General features: G+C 48.8%; 10 protein-coding genes and 1 other annotated feature. Of the genes, 5 read left to right on the plus strand and 5 right to left on the minus strand.

Annotated elements, in window-relative coordinates:
• The first annotated feature begins 11 nt into the window (after positions 1 to 11).
• The 3 genes from PJDR2_RS09885 to PJDR2_RS33120 all read left to right on the plus strand — a co-directional run bounded on the left by PJDR2_RS09885 (position 12) and on the right by PJDR2_RS33120 (position 2,431).
• Positions 12 to 845, plus strand: coding sequence for a nucleotidyltransferase domain-containing protein (locus tag PJDR2_RS09885; protein ID WP_015843525.1), 834 nt, complete (start codon positions 12 to 14; stop codon positions 843 to 845).
• Positions 846 to 900: 55 nt separating this feature from the next.
• Positions 901 to 1,160: a binding site (T-box leader), on the plus strand.
• Between the two features lie 52 nt (positions 1,161 to 1,212).
• Positions 1,213 to 2,208 carry a tryptophan--tRNA ligase gene (locus PJDR2_RS09890; RefSeq protein WP_015843526.1) on the plus strand — a complete coding sequence of 332 codons (996 nt, stop codon included), beginning with the start codon at positions 1,213 to 1,215 and terminating at the stop codon, positions 2,206 to 2,208.
• 82 nt (positions 2,209 to 2,290) lie between these two features.
• Complete coding sequence (locus PJDR2_RS33120; RefSeq protein WP_015843527.1) at positions 2,291 to 2,431, plus strand: hypothetical protein; 141 nt, start codon at positions 2,291 to 2,293, stop codon at positions 2,429 to 2,431.
• 63 nt (positions 2,432 to 2,494) lie between these two features.
• Here PJDR2_RS33120 and PJDR2_RS09900 read toward each other — a convergent pair whose 3' ends face one another.
• From PJDR2_RS09900 to PJDR2_RS09910, 3 genes are read right to left on the minus strand one after another with little or no spacing between them, the layout of a single operon-like run.
• The gene (locus PJDR2_RS09900; protein WP_015843528.1) at positions 2,495 to 3,352 is read right to left on the minus strand and encodes a hypothetical protein; all 858 of its coding nucleotides are present in this window, start codon (positions 3,350 to 3,352) and stop codon (positions 2,495 to 2,497) included.
• A 45-nt stretch (positions 3,353 to 3,397) separates the two neighbouring features.
• The gene (locus tag PJDR2_RS09905) at positions 3,398 to 3,991 is read right to left on the minus strand and encodes a YdeI/OmpD-associated family protein (protein ID WP_015843529.1); all 594 of its coding nucleotides are present in this window, start codon (positions 3,989 to 3,991) and stop codon (positions 3,398 to 3,400) included.
• Positions 3,992 to 4,012: 21 nt separating this feature from the next.
• Entirely contained in the window at positions 4,013 to 4,639 is a 627-nt protein-coding gene (locus PJDR2_RS09910) for a pyridoxamine 5'-phosphate oxidase family protein (RefSeq protein WP_041614184.1), read from the minus strand.
• A 178-nt stretch (positions 4,640 to 4,817) separates the two neighbouring features.
• On the opposite strand from PJDR2_RS09910, the gene PJDR2_RS33845 reads away from it, so the two are divergent.
• Positions 4,818 to 5,030 (plus strand): DUF6557 family protein, encoded by a 213-nt coding sequence (locus tag PJDR2_RS33845; RefSeq protein WP_416202271.1) that lies wholly within the window; start codon positions 4,818 to 4,820, stop codon positions 5,028 to 5,030.
• Positions 5,031 to 5,369: 339 nt separating this feature from the next.
• On the opposite strand, the gene PJDR2_RS09915 is transcribed toward PJDR2_RS33845, so the two are convergent.
• Positions 5,370 to 6,254: an AraC family transcriptional regulator gene (locus PJDR2_RS09915; RefSeq protein WP_015843531.1), complete on the minus strand. Its 885-nt coding sequence runs from the start codon at positions 6,252 to 6,254 to the stop codon at positions 5,370 to 5,372.
• A gap of 301 nt (positions 6,255 to 6,555) precedes the next feature.
• Here PJDR2_RS09915 and yicI point away from each other — a divergent pair, with 301 nt between their 5' ends.
• Positions 6,556 to 8,871 carry an alpha-xylosidase gene (yicI, locus tag PJDR2_RS09920; RefSeq protein WP_015843532.1) on the plus strand — a complete coding sequence of 772 codons (2,316 nt, stop codon included), beginning with the start codon at positions 6,556 to 6,558 and terminating at the stop codon, positions 8,869 to 8,871.
• A 140-nt stretch (positions 8,872 to 9,011) separates the two neighbouring features.
• On the opposite strand, the gene PJDR2_RS09925 is transcribed toward yicI, so the two are convergent.
• Positions 9,012 to 11,834: a glycoside hydrolase family 3 protein gene (locus tag PJDR2_RS09925; RefSeq protein ID WP_015843533.1), complete on the minus strand. Its 2,823-nt coding sequence runs from the start codon at positions 11,832 to 11,834 to the stop codon at positions 9,012 to 9,014.
• Positions 11,835 to 12,001: the final 167 nt, after the last annotated feature.

Raw genomic sequence — 12,001 nt, forward strand, 5'->3', positions numbered from 1 at the left:
TGGTGAGAATCATGGACATGGAGAACACGATTTCGAATATAGTTGACCAACTGAAACAAATAAAAGGCGTAACGGCTATTGTTCTTGGCGGTTCGAGAGCCAGGGGAACCGAGAATCCCCATTCCGATATTGATATCGGTATCTATTACGATTCCGGCCTAGGGCTGGACATCCCGCAGCTTCGCCAAGCGGCTGCTGGAATGGACGACGAGCATCGAGATAACGTTGTGACCGAAACAGGCGAGTGGGGACCATGGATTAATGGCGGGGGCTGGCTGAAAATCAATCATATTTCCGTCGATTTCCTCTACAGGGATCAAAACAAAGTGTCGCAAGTAATCGAACAAGGCATGAGCGGGGAGATCACCATGGATTACCAGCCGGGACATCCTCATGGATTCGTGAATTCGATTTATTTGGCGGAGGTCGCGCTATGCAAAGTATTATGGGATCCTTCGGAAATCGTAGGCCAGTTGAAAAGCAGAACAACTCCTTATCCTGCAGCACTTAAAAAAGCGATTGTCCAAAGGTTTTTCTGGGAGGCGGGCTTTTCTCTCGAAAATGGATACAAGGGTATCTACAAGAACGATTTATCATATATTGCCGGTTGCTGTTTCAGGTCTGTGGCTTGCTTGAATCAGGTATTGTTTGCAGTTAACGAAACCTACTCGATGAATGAAAAAGGAGCCTCTGCTATCGTCGATTCGTTCGCTATTGCACCACGTCATTATTCCCGTAGGGTAAATGAAATCTTCGCTTTGATCACAGAGGATCCGGATAGCTTAAAGAACGCCTTGAATCTGCTGCGGGAACTCATTGAGGAAACTGAACAACTTATTAAGTAAGTATTTGACAAATCTATGCGTTCTGTTGTAAAAATGTAATAACAAAATTATATACCAACTTGCGATGATGAAGAGAGTACGCATAACGAATACTCCAGAGAGCTGATGGATGGTGCGAATCAGTGTAGGGATTATGCCGAAGTGGGCTTCTGAGCATCCAAACCGAAACAAGATTTTGAGTAGGCTTTGGCGAAAGTCTCGTCGTTACAAGAGACGCGTATTCCAGCATCCAGCATGCGTCGATACGTCAAAGCGAGTCCGATTTGCGCGAATCGGGCTAACGAAGGTGGTACCACGGGGTTTCTCGTCCTTTTCCAAGGATGAGAGCCCCTTTTTTTATTTCTAAGTTGAAGAAGGGAGCAAAAACATGAGCACTGTATTAACGGGCATCAAACCAACAGGAAGAGTGCATATCGGCAATTACATCGCGGCAATAAAGCCAGCCCTGGAAATTGCCAAAAAGCAGGATCGCACAGCTTTGTATTTTATCGCGGATTATCACGGTCTAACGTTTATTCAAAATCGGGATGAGTTTAACGATCTTTCTTACGGGATTGCGGCGACGTGGCTGGCTTTGGGGCTTAATCCGGAGCAGGTTGTATTTTACCGCCAATCCGACGTACCGGAGATTTTCGAGCTTAGCTGGATTCTGGCCTGCATGGCGCCAAAAGGTCTGATGAATCGTGCTCATGCTTATAAGGCGGTCGTGGATAAAAACGAGCAGCTAGGCGTGGATACCGATACCGGCGTTAATATGGGCCTGTTTACTTATCCGATCTTAATGGCGGCGGATATCTTGCTTTTTCAGACGGATCAAGTTCCGGTCGGCAAAGACCAGATTCAGCATGTCGAAATTGCAAGGGATCTGGCGGAAGCCTTTAACCGCAACTATGGCGAGACCTTTAAGCTGCCTAATTATATCGTGGATGAGCAAACGGCCGTGATACCGGGACTGGATGGACGGAAAATGAGCAAAAGCTACAACAATACGATTCCGCTGTTTGAGTCAGCCGACAGCTTGATGAAGCTGATTAGCAGAATCAAGACCGATTCTACTCCGCCGCATGAACCTAAAGATCCTGATACCTCGAATATTTATCTGCTTTATAAAGAGTTTGCTACGGATGAGCAAATTGAAATATTACGGAAAAAATTCCAAAGCGGTATAAGCTGGGGGGAAGCGAAGCAGGAGCTTTATCAGGTTATGAATGCTTTCCTGGAGGAGCCGCGGGAGAAATATAATCAATACATGGCGGCAAAGGACCAAATCGATGATATTCTGAGTGAAGGCGCAAGGAAAGCAAGAGCTATAGCACAACCTTTGCTGGAGCAGGTAAAATACAAGTTGGGGAGATACAGGTAATAGGCAAACCTCAGATGAGACATCCGCTACCTTTACGGTGAACGGAGAACCTTTTCCGGCGTTTGGATTCCAGGTTGATAACATGGATGAGCTGCGTAAGAAAGTAACGGACGGCGGCGTTAGGGTGCACGGCGATTCGCTGGCTGAGCCTGTTGAGGAAGGTAGAAGATTTCTGAAAATTTATGATCTGGACGGAAATTTAATCGTTGCGCATACAGCCTAGAAATTGAAGGGAAAGAAGAAAACTCTACTTCCTCCTGGTGAGGTAGTAGAGTTTTCTTTCTATTTAAATTCGATTGTAGGATTTCAAAGTGATAAGGCTCTTCAGAGTCTTATAAGCCCGCCATTCCAATCTTGCCATTTCACTTGGCGGTTCCCATTGGATTTGCCATCCACCGTCTTGTGCCTGCTCGGATTCCAGCACGTTCAAGTGAGCCTCAATAACCTCATCCGAAAAAATCTTTCTGCAATACGAATCGGAAGCAGGAGCAAAATCTAGAGGAGTAAGTCCGTAAGATTGAGGCGGAGCTTCCAAACAGAAGTAGCTCGCCTTAAATAGTTCATCGGATAGCTTGGCAAATAGTTTGTTTACTTCAACGGTTTGAGGGAGGCTTTCAAGCAGACAGAATGCGGTAATAATCGTATGAGAATCCTCATAATGAGAAGAAGAGATATCGTTCAAGCATATTCCGACAGCTTGCTCTAGCCATGGATTATTAATGCCTTGCCAATTCAACAAGCCAACTAAGCCAGTTAGCCGGCTAAAAGAGGGCTGATCGGATGATGGATAATTCCAATGCGCGGCACGCGGATAATTGCTCGAGGAGGCCGTTATCGTTGGGATTCCTGCTTGTAAATCCGCATTATTCTCAACATATTTACATAACTGACCCGCTAGCTCCGGTGCTTTAATATTGGCTTCATAAAGAGTTCGGAGACCAAACTCGATAAAGAGAGGCTGACTTTCCGGTGCCCGTACATCGGGTTCCAGCGCATGTCCAAACCCGCCGTCTTCATTCTGATAGGCTTTTAGGGCATCTACTACACGGTCCGCGGAACCATTCAAAAAGAATAATTCAAATAGCCTTCTTTCTAGCAATCGGCCATTTTTCCAGATAAAAGCTGCAGCGTTCTCGAAATTCATGCTCCACCTCACAGATTTGATAGTTTTCCGCATAGATCAAACGTTTCAATCATTTAACCCTTTGCCTTCAAGAATTTGCTGATAGTATTTCTCTATTCTGGCTTCACGCGTTTTGGATTGCTTGGCGGCGGAGAAATGAAGCAGGTATGCTCTTTGCCGGCCTGGCGTTAAAGCTTCGAACGCTTCTTTAAAAGCAGGCTGTTCCTCGAATTTAACCTGGAGTTCTTCGGGAACCGAATACTGGTCATTCTTTTTATAAGTAATTTCCTGGCCGGACTCCTCTATTCCAATGGCCTCATGGATATAAGCCTTCAGGATATCTTCCATTTCTATAATTTGCTCGACATTCGTGAAGCGGATTTGGCGCGCAGCCTGCACGTTTTCCGTCTGTTGGATGAGAATGCCGTTAGGGTCCTTGAGCAGAGCGCCTTTCTGAAACAAAATGGCACAATACTCTTTAAAGCCGTGGATGATTAGAATGTTTTTGCCCTCATGCGTATAGCAGGGATGCATCCACTTGAAATCTTCGGTCAGTTCACATTCGAGAACGATCTCTCTCAGCTTGATATATTCTTCTTTCCACTTCTTGGACTTGTTTATAAAACCATCGACTTTGCGGTTTAAAGTACTGTTTGTCATTAGAAAAACCTCTCATTACGATTAATACAACCGATTCTTATAACCGTCCTCAAGCCGGGCGGCAATGACCTCGGGAGTTGATCCATCCAGGTTGGCGTGCTCGGAAATGATTTTGGCAGGGGAGGGCAGCTGCTCTTTGCCGAGCCACGTCTCGGGCTTCCATAGCTGTGAGCGCAGGAAAGCCTTAGCGCAATGCATATAGCATTCTTTAACCTCTACGATAATACCGATTTGAGGTGCACGGTCTTTTACAGCTAACGGCTTTAATAGATCTTCCTCTTTGGTTATGTAGGCACTGCCGTTTATTCTTAGAGTTTCTCCAAGTCCCGGAATAAAAAACTGCAGACCGACATGCGGATTCGATAAAATGTTGCGTAAGGTGTCGATTCTTTTGTTGCCTGGACGCTCCGGAATAATCAAATACTTGTCATCCAGAACATGAACAAATCCCGGCGCATCGCCTCTCGGGGAGACATCGCAATTCCCGTGGGAATCCGCAGTCGATACAACGAGAAAAGGAGATTGGGAAATGTAGTTGCGGCAGTTAGAATCAATGACGGAAATAACCTTATGCTCTACAAGCTCACTCGGATAGCCGATTAACGATCGAAGCTCTGCTTCGGAAGTTATCAACTGGCTTTGATCTATTCCTGTCAAAACGCAATCACCCTCTCAAGGAGATTCCATTATTTTACCATAGGTTAGAAGGGGTTACGAGGTACGATGCTGACTTTTAAACAATTGATCTTAGAAACTGATTTTTCAAAGGTATGGCAGAAATTTTTGATTCATTATCCTCAAAAAAACGGTTCCTGCTCCCGAGTTTATTGAGGATGATCCTTCTTATTTTTTTGATGTTTGCGGTAAGGATGATGAATGGACGGGATATTCTCTTGCGGCTTGTAAATTTAGAGAATGGCTGGGGTACTTAATTGATAACAACTCTCCGCGGGCTTTCTCTCCTGAGAGTTTCATTGCCCATTGCTTATGGGAAATGACGTTCTATTTTGGCTTTGACGACTCAAAAGCTTACGAATAGCCGATTTGACCCTTACTTTCGAATTGAACCAATATAAATAGAAGGGACTGACCGAAAGCTTTGTGGCTTACGGGTCAGTCCCTTTCTTCTGCAACATAACGATGTGGAACATCGTTAAGGCTTGCTATAAGTAACTTTGTAATGCTCTTAACGATACCGGACATCCTTAAGAACGCAGAAATGGCGCAGAAATGCTCTAAATGAAGCGATATGCGAATTCTTAACGATATGGGACATCGTAAGCCTTAATAAAAGGAACATTGGAGCCCCTTAACGATATGGCATATCGTTAAGGGCCCAGAAGTAGCTCAACAAGTGCAAGACCCTACGTGCTCCGACTTACGAGTTTACTTGCAGCCGGCTCCGGTATTCCCTTGGCGTACAGCCGAAGCGCTGGCGGAATACGGTGTTGAAGTAGCTTAAGCTATTGAAGCCAACGTCGAGTGCGACTTCCATAATCTTGGCATCGGTCTGCCGCAGACGGCTGGCCGCCTGTTGGACACGGTAGCTGTTCATATATTCGATTGGGCTTTTTGTTGTAATCCGTTTGAAGAAACGGCAAAAATACGATTCGCTCATCCTAGCCAGCTCGGCGAGCTTCTGCAAAGGAATAGGCTCGGCATAATTTTGTTCAATATATTCGATAACGGTCTTCAGCCGCTCAATCCGGTAACCCTCTTGCTCGGGCTTTACGCGTACGGACGGTTTACCCAAGCTGACCAGCTTGGCCAATATGCTAAATAGCAATCCTTTAATTGTAAGCTCCGAAGCGGCTTGTTCGTTACGATGAACCTCAAATATCTGATCCAGCATCGCAAGAAGCTCCATGCCCGGACCAGGCTCACGGCGCAAATGGGCTGGTACTTCATATCTTTTCTCGAGAACGGGAGAAATATAACGGTCGAACAAATAATCGATGGATCCGCTGCTGAACAAGCTGGAATGGAAGACAACAGCGTCGAAAGAGCATGGTTTGCCACCAACAACGTATCCGGAATGAAGCTCGCCGGAATTGACGAAGATCGCTTCACCTGCCTGCAATTCATAATCCTGCAGATCTACCCGGAATACGGCCGTTCCTTCCGTTACTAACAGCAGCTCAAGCTCGTCATGCCAATGCAAATCCAGTAGAGGGGCATCAGACGGACAGGTGATTTCGTACAAGCTGACCGGATAGATCGGGTTACCATGCTTGCGAGCTTCTTTTAGCAAAGATTTATCCATAAACAAAACCCCTAAGGAAAAATAGCCAATGTCAAAATCGTGATAATAATGAGCAATATTTAGGCAGAGTTAAAGAGAATAAGACAATATTATTATAACATAACCGCTTACAAGGTACGAGAAGCTACTGAGTAGGCTAGAAACAACTTAGAAATCCTCGCAAGGCAAGACTTTTATCACGATTCAATAAGCAAACGCTTACGAATTAAGCGAATGCTTACGAAGTATGACTTCGCAATTCATTAAGCGAATGCTTACGAAGCTATAATTGCTTCGCAATTATTTGAGGAGGAACCCAAACATGAAATTTACCGACGGTTATTGGCAAATTCGCGAAGGCGTTGAAATGCAGCATCCGGTTGATGTTCGCGAACTGAAAGAAAAGAACGGGAAGCTGACGGCTTACATGGCAACAAAGCCCGTTGTAATCAAAGGCGATACGCTGAACGGCACGATGCTTACGGCGGAGATCAGCTCTCCAATCCCTGATGTCATTAAAGTTCGCTGGGTTCACCATGCCGGGGTGAAACAAGTTGGCCCTGAATTCGAAACTCTTGTTGATGCCAATCATAGCGTATCCGTTGAACATGACGAGCAATACACGACTCTGACAAGCGGCGGCCTTCAGGCACGTATCCGCAAGTCGCCTAGTTGGGGCCTGGAATTCTTCCAGAACGGCCGCAAGATGACGGGTACAGCGCATAAAGCTGCAGCTTATGTTCAAGATCAAGGCAAAGCGTTCTTCCGCGAAATGCTGGATCTTGGCGTTGGCGAGCAAGTATACGGTCTTGGCGAGCGCTTCACTCCGTTCATCAAAAACGGCCAGGTTGTTGACTCCTGGAACGAAGACGGCGGCACAAGCTCCGAGCAAGCGTACAAAAACGTTCCTTTCTACCTGTCCAGCGCAGGTTATGGCGTATTCGTCAACCATCCGGAACGCGTATCGTTCGAGATTGGTTCCGAGGTTGTATCGAAGGTTGGCTTCAGCGTACCGGGCGAACATCTGGAATACTTCATCGTAGGCGGCAAAACGCTGAAGGATGTTCTCGACAACTACACGAAGCTGACCGGCAAACCGGCATTGCCTCCGGCATGGTCGTTTGGTCTGTGGCTGACTACATCGTTTACGACGGACTATGATGAAGCAACGGTTAACAGCTTTATTGAAGGAATGGCTGAGCGCAATATTCCGCTTCATGTCTTCCACTTCGACTGCTTCTGGATGAAAGAATACGAATGGTGCAACTTCGAATGGGATGCGGACATGTTCCCGGATCCGGAAGGCATGCTTCGCCGCCTGAAAGATCGCGGTCTTCGCATTTGCGTATGGATCAACTCCTATATCGGCCAGAAGTCGCCTCTCTTCCAGGAAGGCATGGAGAACGGCTACCTCGTTCGCAAGCCGGACGGAAGCGTATGGCAATGGGATAAATGGCAAGCGGGAATGGGTCTTGTCGACTTCACGAACCCGGATGCGGTGAAATGGTACAAAGGCCATCTGAAACGTCTGATGGACATGGGCGTTGACTGCTTCAAAACGGACTTCGGCGAGCGTATCCCTACGGATGTCGTTTACTTCGACGGTTCCGATCCGCAAAAAATGCACAATTATTATACACAGCTGTACAACAAAGCGGTATTCGAAGTGCTCGAAGAAAACCGCGGCAAAAACGAAGCTATGCTGTTCGCGCGTTCGGCTACGGCAGGCGGACAGCAATACCCGGTACACTGGGGCGGCGACTGCTCGGCGAATTATGATTCGATGGCGGAATCGCTCCGCGGCGGCCTGTCGCTTGGCCTGTCCGGCTTTGGCTTCTGGAGCCACGATATCAGCGGCTTCGAACGGACAGCTCCACCGGATATCTACAAGCGTTGGGTAGCCTTCGGCATGCTCAGCTCGCATAGCCGTCTTCACGGCAACGAGTCGTACCGCGTGCCTTGGCTGTTTGACGAAGAATCCGTTGACGTGCTTCGTTACTTCACGGAGCTTAAGAGCAGCCTGATGCCTTATCTGTTCAACCATGCAGTTGAAGCAACGGAAAAAGGCGTACCGATGATGCGTGCGATGGTTCTCGAGTTCCCTGAAGATCCGACAACTCATTATTTGGACCGTCAATATATGCTGGGCGAAAGCCTGCTTGTTGCTCCAATCTTTAATACCGAAGGTACAGCGAAATATTATGTGCCGGCGGGCAAATGGACCAGTCTGATCGACGGCACAACGGTTGAAGGCGGCAAATGGGTAGAAGAGCGGCACGGCTACAGCTCGATTCCATTGCTTGTTCGTCCTAACACGCTTCTTGCAATCGGCAGCAACAACCAAAAGCCGGATTACGATTATGCGGATAACGTAGCGCTGCACCTGTTCGAGCTGGAAGACGGCGCAACGGCAACTACGGTTATCCATGATCTGAACGGTCAGCCGCAAGCAACAGCTGCGGCGGTACGTACAGGCAGCACAATCGAAATCAGCTATGAAGGCACAGGCAAGCCATGGCAGGTCGTACTGCGCGGTATTGAGCAGGCAGCTGCTGTTGAAGGCGCTGACTCGCAGCAAACATCCGAAGGCTTGAAGCTCATTCCAACCTCCGGCCGGAAGATCATTGTAAAACTGTAATTGTAAAACGATCGGCGACCGGCCGCTTGCTCTAAGAAGCAAGCGGCTGTTTGCCCATTCGTACGTAACAAAGATACGTACAGCAACAGAAAAGCCCGGAAAGGAGGAAGTTTCACTCCCCTTTCCGGGCTGACAAATATCTATTTGCCGAAGCGGAACCAGCTCAGCTTCGTTTCTCCTTCGCCTTGAACAACCAGATACACTTGGCGTTTACCGGCTGCTTGCTCAATCGAAGCGGTGACCGTCTGCCAAGCGGAGCTTGCTTGCAGCGTCAGACTGCCAGCGAGCGGACCATCCGGAGCATCCAGGCGGATCTCGAGGTTTGCTCCATGCGCAGACAAAGCTCTTGCTTCGAAGAAGCAGATTTCTTCGCCAAGCAGGGCGTCATCATAACGGAGCCATGCCGCTGACGACGTTGTTGCCGCGCTGTCGCCGCCTTCGGTATTGTCGCTGATGATGACATTGGAATAATCGTCATAGTTCACGGCGCCGGTAACTTGGGACAAATCGCGAGGCGGAATCGTCTCGCCGGCAACGATCAAGGTTCCTTCCAGGCGGAAATCGCCGGAGGATGCGCCAACGAGGAACGAATAGCTGCCTTGCTCGACGCACATTTTGCTTCTGGTCACATCCCAGAAGGCAAGAGCGGAACGGTCCAGCTTGAAGCTTACTTCTCTGGATTCACCGGCAGCAAGCGCAATTCGTTCAAACGATTGGAGCTGTCTGAGCGGACGTTTCACGCGGGATTCCAAGGCTCTTGTGTACAGCTGAACCACTTCTTCGCCGTCTACATCGCTTGTATTCGTAACGCGGAAGCTGACGGTAAGCGAATTACCGGACTGCTCTTGAGCGAGAGCATCGTATTGGAAGCGGCTATAGGATAGACCGTGTCCGAATGGATACAAAGGCTTCCCGGCAAAATACTGGTAAGTGCGTTCGCTTTTGATAATGTCGTAATCCATAAATTCGCCAAGCTGGTCAGCCGACTCATACCAAGTCATGTTGACGCGTCCAGCCGGGTTGTAATCGCCGAAGAGGACGTCTGCAAGCGCATGGCCCAGCTCTTGACCGGCATGCGACAGATAGACGATCGCAGGGATATTCTCCTGCACCCAAGGCATGGCGAACGGATAGCTGCCCACAACTACTACAACGGTATTTGGGTTCACGGCGTAGACTTCGCGAATGAGTTTCTCTTGATAAGCGGCAAGCGTCAGGTCAGGGCGGTCAATCGTCTCTTTCCCGTTAATAAGCGGATGGTTGCCGACAACAACAACCGCAACTTCGTTGTTGCGCGCGGCAGCAATCGCTTCCTGCAGGCCGTCGGTTTCTTTTTCAATCGCAAAAGGTTCGGCAATAATGGCATCGCCATCTTGCGCTTCCAAGCCTCCGGTCTCCGCATTTACGGTTACTGGACGGTTGTTCCAAGTCGTAAAGGTCACGACATTCCCGTCATTCTGCGGACGGACGTGGAATACTTCCTTGGTGAACCATTCCCAGATATGCTCGGAAGATGCGGTGATTTTCTCGTCGTCGGTCGTCAGATAGAGCTTGTTGTTCTCCGCGATGAGCGTATGGCTGTCCCAGCCCCAGTCGGTTGTTTCGAACAGATCGGCAGAATCCGCGCCCTGAGAGTTTGCGGACAGCGAGTTTTTCTCGTCGCTTCCAAGTGTCACGTACTTGCCGTTCTTAAGCGATTTAAGCTTCACGCGGTTGCTGCCCGTTGCCAGCGTTACCGCTTGATGGGCACCGTTCATTTTCTTCCGGATGCCTTCGAACGGCGAAATGGAATAAGGCATAAGACCGCTGTACCAGTCGCGGTATACGATGCCGGCCAGCGGGCCGATGACGGCAGCTTTGCTCAGCTTTTCCGCAGACAGCGGCAGGATACCGTCGTTTTTGAGCAGCACGATGCTTTTGCGCACGGCATCAAGGGCAAGCTCGGCATGCTCCGGCTTCATGATAACCGATTCGTCGATTGCCGCATAAGGATTGCGGTCTGCCGGATCAAATTCGCCAAGACGGAAGCGGACGCGGAACGTGTTGCGCAGCGCGATGTCGAGATCATTCTCCGTCAGCATTCCTTCGGCCAGCGCATCGCGGATCGCCTGCTTCGAGATTGGATGATCGTCGGTGATGCTGTCTACGCCGGCTTTGATCGTAAGAGCTACGGCTTCCTTGTACGTATCGACGTAATGATGGTCGTTGACGGTGCCAAGCACGTCGCCGGCGTCGCTTACGACGAAACCGTTCATGCCCCAATCCCGTTTGACGATGTTATTCACATCCGGATTGATGTTGGCGGGAACGCCGTTCACCGAATTGTAGGCGGTCATCATCGACAGGGCTCCGCCTTCCTTGAACGGAATTTCGAACGCTTTCAGGTAGTATTCGTTTTTGTTGCGCGGGTCCAGGCTGACGGAGCATTCTCCGCGATTGATCTCGTTATTGTTGCCGATAAAATGCTTAAGCGATGCGACCGCTTTCACATAAAACGGATGGTCGCCCTGAATGCCTTGAGTAAGCGCAGCAGACAGCTTGCCTGTCAGATGCGGGTCTTCGCCGTAAGCTTCTTCGGTACGGCCCCAGCGCGGATCACGCTCCATATCGACGGTTGGCGCCCATAAAGTCAGACCGTTATGCGTCGGATTCTGGGAATAGAAGCCGCGTGCTTCATCGCCGATGACGCTGCCGATTTTTTTCATCAGGTCTTTGTCCCATGTGCAAGCGAGGCCAATCGGCTGAGGGAACGTTGTTGCTTCGCCTAGCCATGCCATGCCATGCGCCGCTTCGGTACCGTGCTTATAAGCTTTAACGCCAAGATGAGTAATCTCGTCCTGGTACTGGCACATCAGATTGATTTTTTCTTCCAGGGTGAATCGGTTAACCAAATCATTAACGCGCTGCTCGAGCGGCAGGTCGGGATTTTGAAATGGATATTTTTGTTCGGAATTGTGGGTCACTACAAAAGTCAGCTCCTTTAATTGTAAGGGGTTTCAAAAATTCTATCATGTTGGCGCAACCGTTCATACCCGATAAATTGGAGATAAAATCCCTGTACAATTAGCGGTTGAACCCCTAGAATGTAAACGCAATCAAATTTTTTTGTAATGGTGACAGGGGGCTTGGA

Origin of the sequence: Paenibacillus sp. JDR-2 (genome assembly GCF_000023585.1) — a bacterium.
Taxonomy (GTDB): Bacteria; Bacillota; Bacilli; order Paenibacillales; family Paenibacillaceae; genus Pristimantibacillus.

Coding starts and splice junctions, on each gene's coding strand:
- PJDR2_RS09885 (WP_015843525.1), top strand. CDS start 12: ATGGACATGGAGAACACGATTTCGAATATAGTTGACCAACTGAAACAA.
- PJDR2_RS09890 (WP_015843526.1), top strand. CDS start 1,213: ATGAGCACTGTATTAACGGGCATCAAACCAACAGGAAGAGTGCATATC.
- PJDR2_RS33120 (WP_015843527.1), top strand. CDS start 2,291: ATGGATGAGCTGCGTAAGAAAGTAACGGACGGCGGCGTTAGGGTGCAC.
- PJDR2_RS09900 (WP_015843528.1), bottom strand. CDS start 3,352: ATGAATTTCGAGAACGCTGCAGCTTTTATCTGGAAAAATGGCCGATTG.
- PJDR2_RS09905 (WP_015843529.1), bottom strand. CDS start 3,991: ATGACAAACAGTACTTTAAACCGCAAAGTCGATGGTTTTATAAACAAG.
- PJDR2_RS09915 (WP_015843531.1), bottom strand. CDS start 6,254: ATGGATAAATCTTTGCTAAAAGAAGCTCGCAAGCATGGTAACCCGATC.
- yicI (WP_015843532.1), top strand. CDS start 6,556: ATGAAATTTACCGACGGTTATTGGCAAATTCGCGAAGGCGTTGAAATG.